This is a genomic window from Methylomonas sp. EFPC1, from assembly GCF_016925515.1.
GTDB lineage: Bacteria > Pseudomonadota > Gammaproteobacteria > Methylococcales > Methylomonadaceae > Methylomonas > Methylomonas defluvii.
This window is the reverse complement of record NZ_CP070494.1, coordinates 78335-99111: the sequence shown is the minus strand read 5'-3', so window position 1 is coordinate 99111 and position 20777 is coordinate 78335. Positions and strand designations below refer to the sequence as shown.

The window sequence follows — 20777 nt, the reverse complement described above, 5'->3', positions numbered from 1 at the left end:
AAGCATGTGGAGGTGGCCCGTCAAGTGTTTGTTTCGTCAGGCGGATTGTGGCTGGTCTAACGGGTTCAAAATCCGCCTGACTTTGTATCGGCAGCTTGCTGGGGGTGATCAGAACAGGCTTAGGCCGCGGGTTCTAGGCGCTCCAGTAGCTGCACTATTTGCAGATTGGCCTCGCGTAGTTGGCTAAAATCTGCGCTGTCGCCGCTTCTGCCGTCCAGCCGATGACGTTGGAGTTGTTCCGCCAGGATTTGTTGACGGGCTTGCGCCCGCTCCAGTTGTTCCAGTAAACGCGCATCAATGCCGCGTTCGTGTTTGAGCCGTTCCAGCCATCTACCCAGATGCGATTTTTTCGAGTTCAGGATAGGCCAGCGCGGACTGCTGCCGGTTGGGGGATGCAGACATTGCTCCAGACGGCGCAACCAATACTGCTGCTGAAGTTTCAGTAATTCCAATTGGTTTTGCCAATTCGTCAGCGAAAGTCTGGCGCAATCGGTCCAGGCCTGAGGGTTGCGATAGCTGTTGACCCAAGCCAACACCGCGTCAGCCGGCATGGCTTCGGCGATGGCGCTGCCTTGGGCGATGCTGCATCCCAAATCGATCAGAAAAATCCCGTGTTCTATATCTTCCACGCCTTCGGCAACTGCTTCGCGTTTGAAGGCTTTGGCCAGCGCAATCACACTTTCGACGATGGCCATGTCATCCGGGTCGTCTATCATATTGCGGACAAAACTCTGATCGATCTTTACCGTGTTGATGGTCAAATGCCGCAAATGCGCCAGCGACGAATAACCGGTGCCGAAATCGTCGAGCGCACAGGGTACGCCCAGGTCGTGAAAGCATTGTTTCAGCGTCTCCCCCACCGAGATCAAATCCTCCAGTACGCTACTCTCCAGCACTTCCAATTCCAATTGCCAGGAAGGAATTTGCGGGTATTCCGTTAGTAAGGTTTCCAGGGTTTTGATGAAATCCGGCCATTGCAGATGGCGCGGCGATATATTCACGCTCACTTGCAGATTCAGGCCGAGATCGTGCCAGACCTGCAATTGTTTGAAGGCTTGCCGTAGCACCCAGTTGCTCAGGTCAATTTCCAAGGTAGTGTTTTCCACTATGGGCAGAAATTCGGCCGGCGGCAACACGCCGCGTTGCGGATGATGCCAACGGATCAGCGCTTCCGCGCCGACCACTTCGCCGGTTTTGATATTGACTCTGGGCTGGTAATACATGCAAAACTGGTTATCCATCAGCGCCTGGCCGACTTCGGCCAAGGCTTGCTCCAAGCGGCTGGGACGATGATTGATGCTGCTCGATTGTCCGGGCAAATGATCGTAAATCCGATAGCGGTTGCGGCCATCCAGTTTGGCCTGATACATGGCTTGGTCGGCGTGGCGCAACAGAATATCCGGATCTTCCAAATCCAGCGGATAGATGGTCACGCCGCTACTGGCGGCAATCCGCACATGGCGGTTTTCCAACTCGAACGGTTCGGCCATGGCCTGATGAATGCGGGTCAAGGCATCCTCGCATTGCTGCACCGATTGCAAGTTTTCAAATAACAACGCAAATTCGTCGCCGCCCAGCCGGCAAACCGTATCGCCTTCGCGCAGCTTTAACTTGATGCGTTTGGCCACTTCCACCAACAACTGGTCGCCGGTTTCGTGGCCGAAGTTATCGTTAACCTGCTTGAATCCGTCCAAATCCAGATAACACACCGCCAACAGCGATTCGGCGCGTTTGCTGTGGGCGATAGCCTGGGCAAAGCGGTCGGCAAACAAGGCGCGATTGGGCAATTGGGTAAGCGGATCGAAATGCGCCAGCACTTCCAGGGCTTGCTGTTGTTGCTTACTCTCGGTGATGTCCGAGAACAAGCCCAGATAATTGATGATATTGCCGGCGTCATCGCGCAAAGCCGAAATCGTTAACAGTTCGGCATACAAATCCCCATTTTTCCGGCGATTCCAGACTTCGCCTTGCCAATGCCCGGTCTGGTTTATGATGGCCCACATGGCTTCGTAAAACTCCGGCGCTTGCCGGCCGGATTTCAGAAAGCTGGGATTTTGTCCCAATGCTTCCTCGCGGCTGTAGCCGGTGATGTCCGTGAAGGCGGCGTTGACATCGATGATACAGGCGTTGAGGTCGGTAATGATGATGCCTTCGTGGGCGTCCGAAAAAACCCGCGCCGACAGCCGCAGTTTTTCCTCGGCCGCTTTGCGTTTACTAACATCATGGACAATCCCGCGCATCCGCACCGGTTTGCCGTTACCGTCGCGCTCGACCTGGCCCACCGAGCGCATCCAGCGCTTTTCGCCGTTAGGGGTTTGGATACGGTATTCCACATCGTAATTGGCGCCGCGTTCAAGGTGCTCGCGGGTCGCTTCCAAAATTAAAGGCCTATCCTCCGGACAAACCACTTCCAGGAAATCATTCCAGGTATTGAGTGGCTTATGCGGAAAACCCAATTCAGTTGTGACGATTTCCGACCAGAACTGGCGGTTTTTCAACAAATCTGCTTCCCAAATACCGACGCCGCCATAGATTTGGCTGATCCGAAAGCGTTCTTCGCTCTCTTTTAGTGCCAGTTCGGTCTGTTTGCGCTCGGTAATGTCCTGGACTAACACGACGAAACGGTCGGGGCCGGCTTTATAGCTATCGATGGCATACCAGCGGCCCAGATCGGTCACACAGTTTTCAAAATGTTGCGGCTCGCCACTGGTATCAAGCCCGTCAAAACTGGCGATCCAGGCTCCCTCGGTATTCGGCAAAACCTGCTTCACGGTTTTGCCTATCCAGTTTTCGCGGGCAATGCCGGTCATTTTTTCAAAGGCCGGGTTGATATCCAGATAGCGATAATCGACGATTTTGCCGCTGTCGTCGCGTATTACCTGATGTAGCGCAAAGCCCAGCGACATATTGGTGTAAAGCCGCGCCAGGTCGGCCTCGCTACGTTTGCGAGCCTTGATTTCCTTACGCAGCCTGAACACCCAATAGACGAAAAACAACAGGGCCAGCAGCGCAACGGCGGCGGATCTCAATAGCGCGTCCAGTTGAATGCCTTGCTCGACCTTCAAAGCCATCCAGCGGTTAATAATGGCGTCATGTTCGGCTTGGCTGATACTGGACAGAGCTTTCTCCAGTAGCGACCGCAAGTGCGGCTGAGATGTGAGTGCGGCCATCCGGGTTTCGTTGACGTAGCCAGGTTGGCCGGCAATATGCAGATTCAATAAGCCTTGTTGTTTGATCACATAACTAGCCGAAGCCGCATCGCCGATATAAGCATCCACCTTGCCTTCGGCCAGCAGATTCAGCGCTTCTTGCACCGAGGGGGCTGTCAGCAACTGTATTCCTGGGTAGTCTCTGCTCAGCAATTCCTGCACAAAATACCCTTGTTCGATAGCGACCCGTCTCCCCGTCAGTAGTGGCAGGGAATCGATATAAGCACTGCTTTTGTCGCCGATGATCACCGTCGGCGTGCTGATATAAGGCTGGGTAAAGCTTAAATATTGCTTGCGATCCGGGGTTTTGGTCACCCCGGCGAGCATGTCCAGTTCGCCGCGTTTGGCCATGTCCAGCACTTCCTGCCAGGATTTGTCCATGATCAGGACGAACTTCACGCCCAATCTCTGCTCGATTAGCTTGAGGTGTTCTGCAACCATGCCTTGATGCTCGCCAGCCGCATTCAGCCATTCGTACGGCGGAAAATTCCTGTCTATGCCCACCCGAATTTCTGGATGCTCGGCCAGCCACTGCCGTTCCGCGTCGTTCAATGGCAAATCGGCGGATTGTCTGTTGCCATAGACAAACTCATTGAGTTGGCCGTCGCTTAAAGGACGCGCTAATTTCAGGTTGGCATAAATGTCGGCTACCCGGCGTAAGCGGGCAGCTTCTATCTGGCCCAGCGGGATGTAGTCCGGCATGATCAGCTTACGGGTTTCCTCGGCTTCGTAGCGCAGTTGCTCCGGACTGAGTTTGCTTGGGTATTTGTGCTGGATCAGCTCGATCAGCCAATCGGGGTGAGACAGCGCATATTCCCAGCCTTTCAGGCTGGCCCGGAGGAAGCGCTCGGCGCGGCCGGGATGTTGCTGTAGCTCTTTGCGGCTGGTGAAAAGCAAGTCGCCGTAAAAGTCGATACCGTAATTTTGCGGATTGATAATATTGAATTTGATGCCGGCGGCGCGAAAGCTGAATGGCTGGTCGGTGATATAGCCGGACATCACATCGACTTTATCCGCAATAAAGTCGGCGTTGTTAAAGGTCTCGGCAACTTTTTGATAGCGGCTTTCGTTTAGATCGGCCTCGGCGAGTAAGGCGCGAATCTGCGCATTATTCTCGCCCACCACATCGTACATGATGCGCTTGCCGGCCATTTCGTAGGGGCTGACGATGCCGGAAGCTTGTTTGCTGAACAGCACCAGCGCATCGTGCTGAAATAGGGCGGCTAGAGCCGCTATGGGCTTGCCGTTGGCATACTGGGCAATGATGCCGGAATCGCCGATGCCGTATTCGGCTTCCCCGGATGCGACCTGTTCTACGTAGTCCTGGTCAGGATTGCGCTCACGTATCTCTACCTGCAAGCCTTCCTCGGCATAATAGCCTTGCTCGATAGCCGCGTAATAACCGGCAAATTGGAATTGGTGAAACCATTTCAATTGTAGCGCTACTGGTTCCAGCGGCTGATTTGCTGCGGGTGTGCCAGCGGTGCTGGACGTACAAAACAGTAAAAAAAATACCGAGGACAGTCCGAAAATGGTTTTTTTCATAAATGCCAGTCGTGGCCTGTTTTGAAAGTAGGGTTATTCTACAGCCAAAGGCAAACGGGCCAGGCGGATTTAGTCGGCTGTCGCGGAAGTGAACAACGATTGAAATTTATTTTTGCCGGCGTTGGATTTACGTTGCTGGGTGTGTGCCAGCGCCATTTTGGCTTCGTTTTGCAACTGGCTATCGGCAAATACTTGCTGTTTGCGCAGCGGGGCCTGGACGGCCTTGTGCAAATATTCCTCAGCTTCCGCGCTGCGATCCTGTTGCAGCAAATAATCGGCGTAGAAGTAATTGGCGTCGATACCGTTGGGGTTGATTTTCAAGCTGGCTTTCAACATTTGCTCCGCAAGCTGATTATCCCCAAAAGATACCGGCCAGCCAGGCACCATGTAATACAGCGTGCCCAGCGTGACATAGGCCGCGCCATCCAGCGCATTGGGATTTTGGGCGATGGCTTCTTCCAACAGTGTCTTGGCGGTTTGCAGGCTGGACAAGGCGCTCAACGAAGATTGAAACGCCGCATTGGTGGCGATAATCGTCGCTTGCCAGATTTTCGGCTCGGCGGCGTTTGGGTAGCGTTTGGTTAATTCGGCGGCAGTTTCCAGCAATTGCGGATAAGTTTGTCTTTGCCGGGTTTCGTCGCTTTGATAATAAACGCTGGCCCACTCGCTTTCCAAGCGGGCAATAGCGGTCGCCAGCTCCGATGCATGCAGCGGACCGGCAAAAAGTATCAATAAAACAACAATAGTAGCTTTGCTCATACATTTAATATAGAGCATTGCATTTTGGATTTCAATACGTCCTTTAAATTATTGTTTTAACAAAGTATTGCCTGTAGCAAAAATTCGCTAACCACCAGGCTTTCGCCAAGCAGGTTAGGTCTAGGTTTGTAGCGTTGTAGCGACTCTGCGAATATCTTGTCCCAGTTTTGCAACAAGCGCCGCAAACCTCTGAAAACGGCAACTTTTATCGCCTGTCTGGATTGTTGCCGGTTATTTGCCCCAATCCTTGAACGGATGCTTGCAGAGATTATTGTTGTAGTAACGTATATCGTCGGTAACTTCCATGCCGACCCAATCTGGTTTAACAAAGGCCTCGCCTACTGCCGACAATTCGATTTCGGCGACAATCAAACCTTGGTTATCGCCCATGAACTCGTCAATTTCCCAAACATGCCGGTCGCGATAGACAAAATGACGGATTTTTTCCACTAACGGCTTATGGCATAGCTCGTCGAGAATACTGTTGGCGTCATTCAACGGGATTTCATACTCAAACTCCTGACGATGGCTGCCGATAGTGGCGCTCTTGATATTCAGCCAAGCCTGCTTGTCGGAAATTCGGACGCGCACCGAACTGAGCGGGCTGCTGCTTAAATAGCCCTGTTTGTAGTGTACGGAATGATCGATTTCGCCGCGCCAGTCGTCGTTCGCCAGCAAAAACTTATGTTCAACCTCAAGTGCCATCGTTGTTTTCCTTAGATTAGGTAGTGTTAAGCAATAATTCTTTATTATAATGCTGGGTAATTAGGTTTGGGCGGTAAGCCCGCGCCTAATCACTGCTGCTGTTCAATCAATCTGGAGAATAAAGATGGCTTTTGAATTACCTGCATTACCGTACGCAAAAGACGCATTGGCGCCGCACATTTCCGCAGAAACGATCGAATTTCACTACGGCAAACATCACCAAACTTATGTCACCAACCTGAATAATCTGGTTCCCGGCACTGAGTTTGAAGGCTTGTCCCTGGAAGAGATCGTGAAAAAATCCTCTGGCGGCGTATTCAACAACGCAGCGCAAATCTGGAACCACACCTTTTATTGGAACAGCCTGTCTCCCAACGGCGGCGGCGAACCTACCGGTGGTTTGGCAAATGCCATTGACAGAACTTTCGGTTCTTTCGAGAAATTCAAAGAAGAATTCACCAAATGCGCAGTCACCACTTTCGGCTCAGGCTGGGCGTGGTTGGTGAAAAACGATAAAGGCGGTCTGGAACTGGTTAGCACCAGCAACGCCGGTTGCCCGTTGACCGCCGGCCAAACGCCGTTGTTAACTTGCGATGTTTGGGAACACGCTTATTACATCGATTTCCGCAATCTGCGTCCTAAATATCTGGAAGCGTTCTGGGCCTTGGTTAACTGGGAATTCGCCAGCGCCAACTACGAAGCTTAAGCTTTAGAAGGCGCGGGCCGGCGTCCTCACAGGCCCGTCCGCGCCGCTTTTGCCAGACTTATTTCTCGCGCTTTTCAATACAAGACTGGCGCTAGCCGAGCTTAAAAAGCCGCAAGCCTCTACCTCGTCCTCTCCAATTCAACCTATCGTTTCAACAACCAAGCTATCGCTATTATCGGCAAGGCAATCCCTTAAGCAGTATTAGCCTATGCCGAATAGCTGCGAAGTACTGTCACGGCTGTCTGGATTTTCCCGGTACGCCGAACAACAATATCAGCCAGAATATCATGCCGCTGCAGCAGCCGATTACCGCTCTTTGCGGCAAATTGAAGGCTTGATCGGGAGAGACAAAGCCTTCGATCAACCCGGCGAAAATCAGAAATGGGGTTACCGCAAGCAGTACTTTGCCGGCACTGATGCTGGTTTCCTGAAACGCTTGCAGTCGATTGCGGGCGCCGGGCCGTATTAGGGCTTCGCCGAGTTGCAAGCCCATCGCGCCGGCGATGATGATGACGCTCAATTCGACTACACCATGGCCAATGATGAAGGCAAACAACCGCCCGTCCAGCTGGTAAGCGGCGGTAAAGGCAAAGATTCCGCCCAGCATGAAACCGTTGAAGCCGATGATGTAGAGGGTGCCGACGCCGTAGAATGCCCCCAAGCCAAAAGCGAAGAGTGTCACCGTGATGTTGTTGGCGGCAATGCTAAGGGACAATACCGAGGACGGCGCGACGTTGAGCAGGCCGTCGGTCCATAATTCGCCTTTCTGAACGTGGTCTATCATCTTCGGCGAGGCCAGCAGACCGATCAAATCGGGATAGCTGCCAATCAGCCACCAGCCGCCGGCAATACCCAGCGCGAACAGCGCAAAGGCGCTGAAGATTGCGGTTTTCAATTCCCGCACCAGCCGCGGTATTTCCCAATGATATAAATCGATCAGCCGCGCCAAAGGATGATTGGCGGGACGGTAGATTTCTTCGTGGGCTTTTAAGAACAGGTTTTCCAGGTAACGGGTAATCATGGCTTTGCCGTTTACCCGGCGCGACAAGGACAAATCGCTCAACAGGGCGCGATAGCCTGACAACAGCTGGCGGGCATCACTGATTTCCTGGTCGCGGCGGCTAGCCGTCAGTTTAAGAGTGTTTTCCAGGCTTTCCCATTGGCTTTTCCGGGCATTTAACCAATGGGACAGCGCTTGAGATGGGTTGTTTAACTGCTGCATCGCCGACTCAGGAGTTGCTTAACAAGCTTTTCAGAGCCCGTTTTAAGGCCTGTTCTTGCGTCTGTTTGCCACTTGCTTCAGGAATGTCGCGGCCGATTCGGCTTAAAAATTGTGTGGCGAACAAGATCCGGCGTTCGGAGGCCAGTTCGTCCCAGCGTTTCAACAGATCCAGCAGCAGGGTCTGATCGTCGCCGCTTAAACGGGAATGCAGGGTTAACGTGGAAATTTGCTGCAAGGAATGGGTCTTGTCGACGTTGTCATACACCAATACCAAGCCCGCCGCCAAATCGCCGATCCGCTGGTGTTTGCCGGTGAAGGCGACAACCACCAGGCCAAGAAAATAAAAGCCGGGTAGCGAGTCGATCAGGCGAAACACATTGCGCAACAACAGCGCGCCGATGCCGGGGGTATGCCCTTGTAAATCCACCAGGCGAACCCCGGTCATGCGCTTGCCCGGCGTTCGTCCGGCCATCAGGATTTCCAGCACCGGGTGATACAAAAAATATATCAGCAGGGTCGGCAAGATTAAAATCAGGCCGGTATAGCCGGGATGTCCCGGTTTAAACACGTTGCGCAGTTCTTCCCAGTTAAAAAACGCCACGCCGCAGATCGCAACCCAACTGATCGCCAACAACAGCCGTATATGCCAATCGATGACGAAGGCATAGGTACGTGCGCCCATTCCGGCAATTTCCAACTGGTAATCCATACCGTCTGCCGATTGTATGTGCAGATAATCCTGGAACGAACCGGGTTTATTCAGGGTGTTATTCATCATCTTATTAAAAACAGGTCAGTTGTTTACACAGGTTGGTACCGGGTATTTAGCATCAGGCTGCCGCGATGGTGTCGCGCTTGTTCCGGTAATAAGCCAGTATCTGCCGGTCCAGATTCTGTGCGGTGGCGCTGGTTACCGCTACGCCGCTGCCCTGTAAACGCTTGCGGGTCAACTCGCGGCCGCGCAGGTATTCGAGAATGGCGAATTTCCGATAAGGGTCCTGCCAATAGCGCCCGCTTTGTTTCAGATCATCGCCAATCGCCGGTTCATCCAGTGTGGCGACCAGGACTTGATGTTTGGCGGAAAGTAATTTCCCGGCTTGAACCAACTGCAAAGCGGCTTCCGGCTGTTCCAGTTCGGTCAGAAAAATTACCAGACCGCGCCGTTTCAGCAGTTGCTTGACCTCCAGTGCGGCATTCAGGGCATTGGCGTTCTCGTTAAAGACTGTGAGCCGGCTCAATAGCTGACGTATGGCCCGGACCGAGTTCATGCCGCCGGCCATCGGCGTTTTATCGACGGTTTGTTGGGCGTAGGCCAGACAGGCGATCCGGTCGCCTTGGTAGCTGGCAAATTCCGTCAATTTGGCGGCGACGTTGATGTAATGATGCAAGCGGTCCATCTGTTCGCTTTGCAGGCGGCTGCTCAAGCCGCAATCGATCAGCACCGCAATTTCCAGCAAATGTTCGCGCTCGAAATGCCGCACCATGGGCTTGCCGCGCCGGGCCGTGGCCTTCCAGTCTATGCTGCGCAAGGAATCGCCGCGCCGATACTCGCTTAAATCCAAAAACTCGACGCCGCTACTGCGAGCCTGGGCACTGCCGCGGCTACCAAGCTGCTGCATGCCGGACAGGTCTACAAAGTTGTTCAGCCGGGCGGGTTCTATCCGCATGGCGATGTCGTCGTCTATCCGCCGCGTCCACCAGCACAAGCCGAACGCGCCCAGCTGTTTTACATACAAACTGCCCAAGGAGGTGCCGCCCAAGCGGGTGGGCGTAATCGAAAACTGCCGGCTTTGGGTTTCATGCGCGCCCAGTAGCCAACGCTGCAGCGAGTTGTCGCCGACAATGGCGGCAGGGTAGTCGCTTTGGGTTTCGAAGCGGACCTTGGAACCGGCCCGGTTGCAGACTTGAATGCTGTAGTCGACTGACTCGCCCAGTGCCAAAGTGGGCGGAACTTGCCTGTGCAACTCGATATTGTCCGTCAACCTGAAGCGTTCCCAAGCCATCAGCGTTATCAGCAAGGCCGCCGGCCATCGCCAGAAACCTTGCAGCGGCTCGCCACTCCAGATTCCGATGATGGCTAGCAGAATAATCAAGCCGGCCAGCAGCAGTGTCAAACGCGATATTGACATTATTTCGCTTCCGCACTGCGGGGAACGGCGACCTGATTTTCGATTTCCCGGTAGATTTGGATGGCGGAGTAACCTTCCAGCATGGCTTCGGAACTGAGCAGTAAACGATGCCCGACTACCAGCGGCGCGACCGCTTTGATGTCATCGGGGATCAGGAAATCGCGGCCGTCCAGCACCGCTTCCACCCGTGCGCAGCGCATCACGGCAAGTGCGCCGCGGGTCGACAGGCCCAGGCTTAAACGCGGATGGTTACGGCTGGCTTCCGCCAGCATGATGGCATAATGGTACAAACAGTCTTCAACGTGAACAGCGGCGGCCTCTTGGCGCGCTTGCCGCAGCAGCGTTTCCGGCAGGGCTTGGATTTGTTGCAACGCCGTGCTGTGCCCGCCGCCCGGTTTATCGTAGTGCCTGAGCACCGCCACCTCCGCCGGCAGTTGCGGATAGTTAATGTCCAGACGCACCAAAAAGCGATCCAGTTGCGATTCCAGCAAGGGATAAACGCCCTCGAAATCGAAGGGGTTTTGAGCGGCAATCAGAAAAAAGTTTTCTGCTAGCGGATAGGTTTTTCTATCCAGCGTCACCAGTTTTTCTTCCATTGCTTGCAACAATGCCGATTGGGTCTTGGGGCCGGCGCGGTTGATTTCATCAACCAGCACCACTTCGTTAAACAAGGGGCCGGGGACGAATTCGAAACTGTTAGCCTCGGTGTTGAAGATATGCAGGCCGGTAATATCGGACGGCATCAGATCGGCGGTGCCTTGGATGCGCCCGAAACTGCCGCTCATCAATTGCGCCAGTGATTTGGCCAACAGGGTTTTCCCCAGGCCCGGCGCACCTTCCAGCAGCACATGGCCGTCGGCAATCCAGGCGACGACCAAGCCGTGCAGCACCTCATCCATGCCGAATACCACCTTGCCTATTTGTTGCCGCAGGTGGAGATTCAAATTTTGCGCTGCGTTGTTGCTCATAGCGTGACTGTCCTGATGTAAGTAATAGTGTTGGATAAACGCAGTAATGAAAGACGTTGTTTGGCTAACGCCCGTTTTAGTAGTGTGATCTGATCGTTGCTTACCCGGCTATGCTGTTCCAGCCAAAGCCAGACTTCCGCTTCGCTGCGCATTCCCCGCCGAGCATGAATATCCGCCAGCAGATGCTTGACCAGGGCCTCGGCCAATACAGGCTGGTTCAGGCGGCGCGCGAAAAATTCGGCGTTAACCTTGATGAAGTCCCGGGTGGATAGTTGACTGCCGGCTTGGCGCACCGGCGCCAGGCGGCTGGTGTAGCCGGCCACGTAAAGCAGCCAGAATATGCCAAAGCACCACAAGGTTTGATGTAGCCGTTGGTCTTTAAAAAAGTGCTCGGGATCGTACAGTTCGGACAAGCCGAAATGGTAATCGTCGAACAACAATCGGCCTGCCGGCGCCAGCGATTGCTTGAGCAAATTGCCGATAAACCGGGCGTTGTCTGCTTGCCCCAACCGCTGGTTACTAAACAAATCCGGGGTCAGCAGCAACACGATCCGGCCGGCGCCGGCATTCATCCACCAGGCGGTGGTGAGATGGCTATCGCGCTCGGACAGCAAGCGCAGCGAGAGATTCTCAGGTTCGCTGCCGCTCAGCGTCCATGCGGCTTTTAACAAGTCTGCCGAGGTTTGGGTCTGTAGGCTGGTGACGCCCTGCAGCAGAGGGTGCGAGGATTGAGCAAGCAATTGGCTGTCTTGAGGGAGAGCGCCTTTGAGGCTGTTTTGTAGGGTGTTTAGGGTACTTTGCAGGGTTTTATCCGTCTGTGTTTCCGGGGTGTTTGGCTCGTCTTGTTGATCTGCGGAATCCAGGATCCAGTCGTAGCGTGACAAAAGTTCCTTAACATCGCAAAAGCAATCCTCGGCAGCGGCCCAGCCCGGGTGTTGATACACGGCGCCTAGAACGATCAGCGTGTTGCCTTGCTCCAGCCAGTCCGCCAGCGCCGGCCACTCCGTTTCTCGGATCTCTTTGGAAGCGGGCATGCTGGCAATCAGCACATTGCCGCGCTCCGGAAGGGTTTTGTCCTTATGTAGATCGCTGTAGCGTTTGCGAAAACTGACGACATTCAGTCCTTCGCGTTGTAGCCAGGTAAAAAGCCCTTTCAGACCATCTGCTCCGCGGTCTTCGCTGGTCGGTAGCGATAGCGGCTTCTGCGCATCGGGATGGCGCGGCGACAACAACAAAATCACCAGCGCCAATGCCGCCAGTGCGGTTAGAAGGGTAATCAGGCGTTCTTTCATGAGCGCAAATTGCCCAATAGCGCGTGCACCTCGCGCCGGTAATTGCCGACCAAGTCCGCATCTACAGGGCGATGGCCGTAAAGCAAGGGTTCGGCTTGGCGGACCAAACGGGAAAATGCCGAATCCGGTTGTCGGGCTTGTTGTTGAAAATGACTAACGAGTTGCCGATGGGTCAGGCTGGGGTCGGCCGGAAGCAGTTGGCGCTGGATTAGTGCGTTTATCAGTTGCGTCAGCAATGCGCCGATTTGAGCTTGCGGGGTTACGGTCTTAATCGCCGGATGCGAAGCTACTGACTGCGTTTCAGCGAGCTTATCGGCGGGAGTGACGGGCTGGCGCTTGCCGGAAAATTTGCGAAAAACCCCGGCCTGATACAACTCGCTAATCACCCGCCAGGCCGATAGCGCCAGCAATAAGGCAATCGACACGTAGATGATAATCTCTGCCGCTTGTTGCGATGGCTTCAAGGCCGCGAGCCAGCGCTGCAACTGCTGGTATTGGTCTTCATGGTCCGCCGGCTTGAGGCTATTCAGCCAGTTCAGGACGGCTTGCCACCAATTCGCTTGCGAGTCGTCGGTTGGCGTGATCAAAATTTCAGCTAACAATAGCGTCAGGCCTTCCTGACGGATGGTCCCAGAATCATTCAGGCTGTCGGCTAAAAGCGCCAGTTGCGTGGCACTAACGCCGGCAGTTAATGGTGGATCGAAACTGGTCAACAGGCCCTGGTTTGCCAATTCCTTGAACAGAGCCGGACAGTGTTTTTTTATATCTAGCTGTTGCCCGGATTGTTGCCGGGCAAGGTTCAGGCAGGCTTGTAAGCTGTTGTCTTGCGCCTGGGATGAGCCGGCCAGACACAACAGCAATAAAGCAGCAAACCGCATTATCTGCCTAGGCGAGAGGCAAGGTCGCTGCCCGATTTACGCAACTTCAAGTCGTGAAACTGCACGTAACCCAGCGCGAAAAAATAGGGCATGAAAAACACCGACAATAAATTCATCAAAATCTGCATCAAGACTTGATTGTCTGCCGGCGCCAGAAAGGCCATCAAAAACCCCAGCGCAAACATCACTGCCATCCAGATGATCATCGGTACGGTAAAGATTGTCGCAGTCCGCCACCAATGTCCCCAAACTAAAGAGTGGCTGGCTCTAAGAGCTCTATAGCCGCCAAGGCCGTCGATGACGATGAAATAGAGATAAAACATCAGCGATAAGGTCAAGATCAAGCCCGGTATCAGCAGCAGGATATAGCCCACGATTATCACAACCATGTAAAGGAACGCGGCGAAGAACATCGAGGGAAAGGCTCTGAATCCAGCCGTTATCGCTTCGGAAAAACTGTCTTCCCGTTCATTGGTCAAATTATCCAAGCGGTAAATAAGGGCGGCATAGAGCACGAAAGACACCAAGGAGAAGACAATGACAAACGCTAATATCAGTAACAGGTTTTCAGACAATAATTCCAGCGCCGCAGTCTGTGGTGCGGCCGGATCGGGCTGCAAAGTTGCAGTCAGCAAACCCATGGCGATATACAGCACGGCAAGTATTGAAAGAATGCCCCATAGTCTGCTGAAGCAGGCCGAGTACAGTTTGATACTGGCATCCAAAATTTTCGCAATACTGGCGGGTTCAGTGGCTAATAGTCGCATGAGTAAATTCCTAAATTGAAGGTTGCGGAGCTTGGCTCCCGCTAAATGTTCGAAAACAAATTGTGATAGCCGTTAGGAAGCGAAGTATAGACAATTAATTCTGAATTGGTCTATGCGTAAATGTCCTGAATAGCAGGCGCCGAAGCCCTAGCGCAGCAGGGACTCCACTCGGTCGGTCCGCCTTAACTGATTTGATCGGAATACGCAAATCACTATGGAGTGGCCGCCGGCATCATTACGCCGACGGCTTAATGCCAGAAAGTGATAAGAGGGTCTTGTGCTAAATCACCTGAGGAATAGCAGAGCGGGGACTATTTATTCCGAAAAAAGGCTTCTAACGCCTTTGCCCGGTCGGCACCCACTATTTGCGCGTGCGGCCGGCTTTCGATCAGTTGTATATAAGCTTCAATGCCCGGAATATGCGTATTCACCAAATTCTCCCCGTAGATTTTTTGGGTGGCAAAGCCCACCAATTGCAGATGCGGCCAAGCCACGATGTCTGCCGTACTAAAACGGTCGCCCAGGGCATAGGGCGATAATTTCAGCAGTTTGGCTAAGCCCTTTAATCCGGTATCGAGCTTGGCTCTGACTTCGTCCTTGGTTTCTGCCGATACGGTGTTGCCGAACAGAAACTCCCCATACAGGCGGCGCGCAATCAGTTCGACGTTCAATTCAAGATGTTGGATAAACTCCCGGCATTTGCCGCGCTCGTAAGCATCGGCCGGATACAGCGGATGTTCCGGAAATGCATCTTCCAGATACTCCAGTATCGCTTGCGATTCGGACAGATAACCGTCGCTGGTTTTGATGAACGGGACTTTTCCCAGCGGGGATCGTTGCAACAAATCCTCGCTCTGGCTAGGTGGCGTAAACTCTTCAATGAATGCTATATCCTTTTCCATCAACGCAAATTTGACTTTGTTGTAATAGTTGCTGATTGCCACGCCGTACAAAGTAATCATCGAATAATCTCCAGTAGTTGAATTAAAGACTGCGCTATAACAGACCGGTCAGTCTATTGAAATAATACATACCGGTCTGTATAGTTGCAAGCTGTTTTTTCCAGGTACTTAAATTATGGCCCGTAATCTCCAAGATCACATTTTGCAAACCGCCTCTGCGCTGTTTTACAGCCAAGGCATCAAGGCCACCGGCGTCGATGCAATAGTAAAAGCCGCCGGCACCACCAAAATGAGTCTGTATAAGTACTTTCCGTCAAAAGACGATCTAGTCTTGGCGCATCTAAGCAAAAGCCGGGAGGCCATGCTGAATCGTATCCTTATCGGTATGGAACAGCGCGCCAGCGAACCCAAGCAAAAGTTGCTGGCGGTGTTTGCGGTATTCGATGAATTATCATCCAGCCCGGAGTTTCGTGGCTGCCCGTTTATCAATGCCGCTGCCGAATTTGCCGAGGCCGCCAATCCTGTTCAACGGGCCGCCGCAGAGTTTTCCGACACCTTCCAACAAGTATTGACAGATTTAGCCCGACAAGCCGGCGCGCGGGATCCGGAAGCACTGTCCCAACAATTGGCAATGCTGATTTCCGGGGCCATCGTTAGCGAACAGAGACGCCGAGAATCCGGGGCAATGCGCACCGCCGCCGCCGCGGCGAAAGTCCTGATCGAACAAAGTTTAGCCTGCGCAGAATAAACGTAACCCGGGCAGCTGGCTGTGTCGTCTAGAGCGATAAGCCGGCAACTACCTTACAATATGGCTACCATAGACCTCAACGAGAGGTCTTATCATTCTTTGGATCCAACTGCTTTTGAGCTCACTACGCCAACTCGTCTCCCAAACCGCCATCTACGGTCTCAGCAGCATCGTCGGCCGTTTTTTGAATTATCTGCTGGTGCCGCTGTACACCTACACCTTCAGCGCCGGCGAATACGGCGTGGTCTCCGAGTTTTACGCCTATGCCGGATTTTTTGCGGTGTTGTTGGTGCTAGGTTTGGAGACCGGTTATTTCCGCTTTCGGCAGCGGCCGGAGTTTAGCAGCGACGAGGTTTACCGCGGCGCTTTAAGCTTTTTGCTGATCGCCAATCTCGGTTTCATCGCGGCAATCTACTATTGGCAACAGCCATTGGCCGACTGGCTGCAATATCCGCGACATCCGGAGTATTTGCTGTGGTTCGGTTGGATTCTGGCGCTGGATGCCCTGGCGGCACTGCCGTTTGCCCGATTGCGCGCCGAGAACCGGGCCTGGCGTTTCGCCGGCATCAAAATGACCGAGATATTCATCGCCATCGGCTTGAATCTTTTGTTTTTGCTGGTCTGGCCGAAGCTGAATACTTTATGGCCGGATAGCGAGCTGGCCGCTTATTACGACCCTAAACTGGGCGTGGGTTACATATTTTTAGCTAATCTGGCCGCCAGTGTTTGCAAGCTGCTGCTGTTACTGCCGCAATTTCGCGCGGTGCGCTTCCAGCTCGACCCTCGCGTGCTCGGACCGATGCTGCGTTACTCTCTGCCCATGGTCATCATCGGCTTTGCCGGCATGGTCAACGAGATGCTGGATAGGGCGATTCTGAAGGTCTTGCTGCCTTACGATTTGTCCACCAACCTGAAGATGCTGGGCATCTACGGTGCCTGCTACAAGCTGTCGATTTTGATGAGTTTGTTCGTGCAGGCCTTTCGCTACGCCGGCGAACCGTTTTTCTTTTCCTATGCCGGCCGCGCAGACGCCAAACGCGCTTATGCACTGGTGATGCAGTATTTTGTGATTGCCGGGGTGTTTATCTTTTTAGTGGTGATGCTGTTCATCGATCTGTTCAAGTATTTTATCGGCGAGGAGTATCGAGTCGGCCTGGAGGTGGTGCCGATATTACTGATGGCTAATTTGCTGTTGGGGATCTATGTCAATCTGTCAGTCTGGTACAAACTGAGCGACCGCACCGGACTTGGCGCCTGGGTGTCGCTGGCAGGAGCAGGTCTGACGATTGTTTTGAATATCTGTTGGATACCGGTTTGGGGCTATGTCGGCTCGGCGTGGGCAACGCTGGCTTGTTATTTGTTTATGGTGGTTTTATCTTGGGCTTTGGGCCGGCACTATTATCCGGTGAGCTATCCGCTCTTCAAGATCACCGGTTATTTTGCATTGGGTCTGGCGCTATATTTTGCCAATCGCTACGTGTTGGATAGCTATCAGGTGAATGTCTGGCTGGCAGGTAGCCTGGGCTTGGCTACGTATATAGGCATTGCGGCTTGGCTGGATGTCAGGCCGATATTACAAAGGCGGCGCAGCGCTTAAGCTTTCGGCATCTGTTCGACATAAGCAGACCTCAACCGAGTGGCTTGCAAAATCTTGCTGCGCCGTTCGGCAGCCTGCTGCAAAAACAGTTCGCGAGTCTGCGTGTCCGCGCTAGACCACAGGCGGATTTCATCCAGTGAGCGGTAACAGCCCAAGCAAATATCCTCGTCGTTCAGACAACAGTTACGGACACAAGGCGATGCCGGGAAGTTTGCGGAGTTAATCATTTCATGTCCAATGTTTCACTGAAAAACTGCTGAGCCTGTTCGACATCCCGGCTGATTTGCAGTTTCAATTCGCTCAGCGAGGCAAAACGGATTTCGTCGCGCAGCTTCTTTTTAAAATGCACTTCCACGTAATGCCCATAAATGTCTTGATTGAAGTTGAATAAATGCGTTTCCAAGACCACTTTAGCGCCACCGTCGAAGGTGGGGCGGGTGCCGACATTGGCGACCCCTTGGTACTCGTTGCCATTCAAGCCGGTCATCGTCACCGCAAATACGCCGACGACGGGGGTATTCTTTCTAAACATTCTGACATTGGCCGTAGGAAAGCCCAACTCCCTGCCGCGCTTGTCGCCGTGCGCCACCCGGCCGCAGACCGAATAATCCCGGCCCAGCATCAGCTTGGCCTGCTCCAATTGGCCTTCGCCCAGGGCATCGCGAATCAGCGTGCTGCTGACTCGCAAACCGGCCAGCTCGAAAGAATGGCTATCTTCTACCGCAAAACCATACTCCTCGCCGCGATGCTGCAACAGCGCAAAATTGCCGCGCCGCGCCTTGCCAAAGTGAAAATCGTCCCCAACCACCAAATGCTTGACGCGCAAGCGCTCGACCAAAATGTCGCGAATGAAATGCTCCGCATCGCAATCGGCCAGGCTGCGGTTAAAGGGTAAAACCAGCAATTCATCGACCGGTAATTTAGCAAACTGAATGGTTTTTTCGCGCAACCGGGTCAGTCTGGACGGTGCGTGGTCGCCGAGGAAATACTCCAACGGTTGAGGTTCAAAGACCATTGCCACCGTTGGCAATTGCAAACGCCGGCCGTGCTCCGCCAGCTTTTCGATTACCAGCTGATGTCCAAGATGCAGACCGTCGAAGTTGCCTATGGTCAACACACAGCCGTCGCGTAACGGCTCAAGATGATTTAAACCCCTGATTAGGCGCATGATGGCTGTCTGACTAAAAAGCCTAATTCTATCAGTAACCACCGCTGAGCGACCATGCCAGCTGTTGCCCGAGCATGGGGCGGCAGTAAAATTCGTCTTGCCGCGTCATGGTTTTCCACCGAATATAAGCCACCCTAATTCTCCGGCATACCCGACATGACAACGATAAACAGCATTTGCATCTATTGCGGCTCCAGTCCCGGCCGGCTTGATGCGTATGGCGAGGCCGCGCAGGCGCTGGCCCAAGCCCTGGTCAGCCGCAACATTCGCTTGATTTATGGCGGCGCCGGGATTGGCATCATGGGCACGGTGGCGGATCAGGTGTTAAAGCTCGGCGGTCAGGCTATCGGCGTTATTCCCAAAGCCTTGGCGCACAAGGAGGTCGCCCATCCTAACCTCTCCGAATTACACGTCACCCAATCCATGCACGAGCGAAAAATGCTGATGGCCGAACTGGCGGACGGTTTTATCGCTCTACCCGGCGGTATCGGCACGCTTGAAGAGTTATTCGAGATTTGGACCTGGGCGCAGCTAGGTTTTCACCAAAAGCCCTGCGGCGTGTTAAATGTGGCGGGTTATTACGATGCCTTAATCAGCTTTCTGGATCACGTCACGGCGGAGCAATTCGTCAAACCGCATCACCGCGGCATGTTAATGGTCGAGTCCGACCCAAATTTGTTGCTGGACCGCTATGTCAGTTACCAGGCGCCTGCCGTAAAACAGTGGGTCAGTAAAGACGACACCTGAGCAAACGCGCCAATCTGCGTCCGGGTTATTTTCATGCGGATTGAGAGTTTACGGTCTTGGACTATCATCGACAGTACGTAACAGGCGATTTTTAGGGTTTGATGAATATGGCTAAGGTAAACGGCAAGAAATTGAATCGCAGAGTGGCTTTTCGCATCCATGAGCAAGCCAATCTGTTCTATCGCAAGCTTGATCATGATGGACAAATGCAAGCGCCGGAAAATTTCCATGATTTACTCGGCAACAGCAATCCGCCCGATACCGTCTCGCCTCAAGCGCTACCCGATTCGCAAAGCCAGGAAAACGACACGCTCAACGTCAATATCAGCGCCAGCGGTATCGCCTTTACTGCGCAAGAGCCGCTGCAAGCCGGCGATTATCTAATGCTGCGAATATTGCTGTTATCCAATATGACCGCAATCATGACCTGCTGTAAGGTGGTGTATTGCAAGCCCAGCAACCCTTACGAAAACGACCGTTATCCGTATTTAATCGGCGCCCAATTCGTCAATTTGACGCCTGAAGACACGGCGCTGTTAAACAAGCATATCGACAAAACCAAAACACAACAGCGGGCCGTGAACGGCCTGCTGTTAAGCCTGGCCTTATTAATTCTGGCCATGCCGGATGCCGCATTCGGGTTGTTAATGGGCTTGGTCCATCATGTTTTCGAAGTGGTTTTGCATGTAGCGCACTTGATGTTCGAGTATGCCGAATATAATCTGGACCATGTCATCGAACACGCATTCCATACCGATACGCATGCTACCCAAGTCATCGTTTTTTATATTTTATGCACGATCGGCCTGATCGGCCTGTACTTCCTTTGGCGCATTATTCCCCGGAATTGTCGGCGGGCCGGCAATAGCCTGATAGCCTTCTGGTGCCGCAAAAAAGCCAGTTGTCTTTATTTTTGGAGCCAGCAAGCGCTGGCGGATAAGATCAAGATTGTCGGAATCGGCGTTATAGCCGTGACCGGCTATGCCTATTTTGGGATGTAGGGGCTATGGTTTGCCCCTGAATTAGGCTGGACCGACATAACAGCCCAGCCCTGTTCAAGCCTTACAGCGCTTTATACAGTTCGATAGTCTTGGTCAATTCTTCAGTCGCTTTAGCTACGTTACCGGCTTTAGACTGGATCTGTCCTTGCATCAAAGAGGCATGAGCTTTTTTAGTCGCTTCGGAGGTGCCGGCAATCGCTTCTGAACTGGTTCTGGCGGCTTTCAGATGAATCTGCGCAGCGGAGAAATCGCTTTTGCTCACTTCAACCAGCGCTTTTTCGATGTGAGCGATAATGCCTGCGGTGCCTGATTGTGCTGCTGCAACTGGCGCTTCTTCAGCAGCAAAGGCACAAACGTTGACCAGACTCAAAGATGCTGCCAATGACAGAGTTAACACTGCTTTTGTAAATAATTTCATTAAGTAGATTTCGTGT

Annotated in this window: 19 protein-coding genes; 5 read left to right on the top strand and 14 right to left on the bottom strand. The window is 53.2% G+C overall.

Translation table 11 applies throughout. The features are described from left to right. Positions 1 to 119: 119 nt before the first annotated feature. The 3 genes from JWZ98_RS00415 to JWZ98_RS00405 form a co-directional block, all read right to left on the bottom strand. Complete coding sequence (locus JWZ98_RS00415; protein ID WP_205452512.1) at positions 120 to 4754, bottom strand: EAL domain-containing protein; 4635 nt, start codon at positions 4752 to 4754, stop codon at positions 120 to 122. A gap of 69 nt (positions 4755 to 4823) precedes the next feature. Then, the gene (locus JWZ98_RS00410; RefSeq protein ID WP_205452511.1) at positions 4824 to 5513 is read right to left on the bottom strand and encodes a tetratricopeptide repeat protein; all 690 of its coding nucleotides are present in this window, start codon (positions 5511 to 5513) and stop codon (positions 4824 to 4826) included. A 231-nt stretch (positions 5514 to 5744) separates the two neighbouring features. Then, the gene (locus tag JWZ98_RS00405; protein WP_205452510.1) at positions 5745 to 6218 is read right to left on the bottom strand and encodes a CYTH domain-containing protein; all 474 of its coding nucleotides are present in this window, start codon (positions 6216 to 6218) and stop codon (positions 5745 to 5747) included. A 124-nt stretch (positions 6219 to 6342) separates the two neighbouring features. On the opposite strand from JWZ98_RS00405, the gene sodB reads away from it, so the two are divergent. Beyond that, positions 6343 to 6924 (top strand): superoxide dismutase [Fe], encoded by a 582-nt coding sequence (gene sodB / locus JWZ98_RS00400; RefSeq protein ID WP_033156944.1) that lies wholly within the window; start codon positions 6343 to 6345, stop codon positions 6922 to 6924. Between the two features lie 232 nt (positions 6925 to 7156). Here the strand turns inward: sodB and JWZ98_RS00395 are convergent, their stop codons facing one another. From JWZ98_RS00395 to JWZ98_RS00360, 8 genes are all read right to left on the bottom strand, one after another. Continuing rightward, on the bottom strand, positions 7157 to 8146 hold the full coding sequence (locus JWZ98_RS00395) for a stage II sporulation protein M (RefSeq protein WP_101052853.1): 990 nt from the start codon (positions 8144 to 8146) through the stop codon (positions 7157 to 7159). A 7-nt stretch (positions 8147 to 8153) separates the two neighbouring features. Continuing rightward, positions 8154 to 8924 (bottom strand): RDD family protein, encoded by a 771-nt coding sequence (locus tag JWZ98_RS00390; RefSeq protein ID WP_101052851.1) that lies wholly within the window; start codon positions 8922 to 8924, stop codon positions 8154 to 8156. Between the two features lie 52 nt (positions 8925 to 8976). Next, on the bottom strand, positions 8977 to 10275 hold the full coding sequence (locus JWZ98_RS00385) for a DUF58 domain-containing protein (RefSeq protein ID WP_205452509.1): 1299 nt from the start codon (positions 10273 to 10275) through the stop codon (positions 8977 to 8979). Then, positions 10275 to 11243, bottom strand: a complete 969-nt coding sequence (locus JWZ98_RS00380; RefSeq protein WP_101052847.1) for a MoxR family ATPase — start codon at positions 11241 to 11243, stop codon at positions 10275 to 10277. The genes JWZ98_RS00385 and JWZ98_RS00380 overlap by 1 nt, the downstream gene beginning before the upstream one ends. Continuing rightward, positions 11240 to 12535 (bottom strand): DUF4350 domain-containing protein, encoded by a 1296-nt coding sequence (locus tag JWZ98_RS00375; protein WP_205452508.1) that lies wholly within the window; start codon positions 12533 to 12535, stop codon positions 11240 to 11242. Before JWZ98_RS00375 ends, JWZ98_RS00380 begins: the two co-directional genes overlap by 4 nt. Beyond that, positions 12532 to 13413 carry a DUF4129 domain-containing protein gene (locus JWZ98_RS00370; RefSeq protein ID WP_205452507.1) on the bottom strand — a complete coding sequence of 294 codons (882 nt, stop codon included), beginning with the start codon at positions 13411 to 13413 and terminating at the stop codon, positions 12532 to 12534. The genes JWZ98_RS00375 and JWZ98_RS00370 overlap by 4 nt, the downstream gene beginning before the upstream one ends. After that, positions 13413 to 14180, bottom strand: a complete 768-nt coding sequence (locus JWZ98_RS00365) for a YciC family protein (protein WP_205452505.1) — start codon at positions 14178 to 14180, stop codon at positions 13413 to 13415. Before JWZ98_RS00365 ends, JWZ98_RS00370 begins: the two co-directional genes overlap by 1 nt. A 311-nt stretch (positions 14181 to 14491) precedes the next feature. Then, a complete protein-coding gene (locus JWZ98_RS00360) occupies positions 14492 to 15142 on the bottom strand; it encodes a glutathione S-transferase family protein (RefSeq protein ID WP_033156937.1) in 651 nt (216 codons plus the stop codon). A 115-nt stretch (positions 15143 to 15257) separates the two neighbouring features. Here JWZ98_RS00360 and JWZ98_RS00355 point away from each other — a divergent pair, with 115 nt between their 5' ends. Beyond that, on the top strand, positions 15258 to 15830 hold the full coding sequence (locus JWZ98_RS00355) for a TetR/AcrR family transcriptional regulator (RefSeq protein ID WP_171697123.1): 573 nt from the start codon (positions 15258 to 15260) through the stop codon (positions 15828 to 15830). Positions 15831 to 15945: 115 nt separating this feature from the next. Continuing rightward, positions 15946 to 17427 carry an oligosaccharide flippase family protein gene (locus JWZ98_RS00350; RefSeq protein WP_205452503.1) on the top strand — a complete coding sequence of 494 codons (1482 nt, stop codon included), beginning with the start codon at positions 15946 to 15948 and terminating at the stop codon, positions 17425 to 17427. Here JWZ98_RS00350 and JWZ98_RS00345 read toward each other — a convergent pair. After that, positions 17424 to 17654, bottom strand: a complete 231-nt coding sequence (locus JWZ98_RS00345) for a DUF1289 domain-containing protein (RefSeq protein ID WP_205452501.1) — start codon at positions 17652 to 17654, stop codon at positions 17424 to 17426. The two genes, JWZ98_RS00350 and JWZ98_RS00345, sit on opposite strands and share 4 nt — an antisense overlap. After that, positions 17651 to 18595, bottom strand: coding sequence for a bifunctional riboflavin kinase/FAD synthetase (ribF, locus tag JWZ98_RS00340; RefSeq protein WP_205452499.1), 945 nt, complete (start codon positions 18593 to 18595; stop codon positions 17651 to 17653). Before ribF ends, JWZ98_RS00345 begins: the two co-directional genes overlap by 4 nt. A gap of 156 nt (positions 18596 to 18751) precedes the next feature. Between ribF and JWZ98_RS00335 the strand changes: the two genes are divergently transcribed. Next, complete coding sequence (locus tag JWZ98_RS00335) at positions 18752 to 19342, top strand: TIGR00730 family Rossman fold protein (RefSeq protein ID WP_101052829.1); 591 nt, start codon at positions 18752 to 18754, stop codon at positions 19340 to 19342. A gap of 101 nt (positions 19343 to 19443) precedes the next feature. After that, on the top strand, positions 19444 to 20343 hold the full coding sequence (locus JWZ98_RS00330; RefSeq protein ID WP_205452497.1) for a PilZ domain-containing protein: 900 nt from the start codon (positions 19444 to 19446) through the stop codon (positions 20341 to 20343). A gap of 61 nt (positions 20344 to 20404) precedes the next feature. On the opposite strand, the gene JWZ98_RS00325 is transcribed toward JWZ98_RS00330, so the two are convergent. Beyond that, on the bottom strand, positions 20405 to 20761 hold the full coding sequence (locus JWZ98_RS00325; protein WP_205452496.1) for a hypothetical protein: 357 nt from the start codon (positions 20759 to 20761) through the stop codon (positions 20405 to 20407). Between the last annotated feature and the right edge of the window lie 16 nt (positions 20762 to 20777).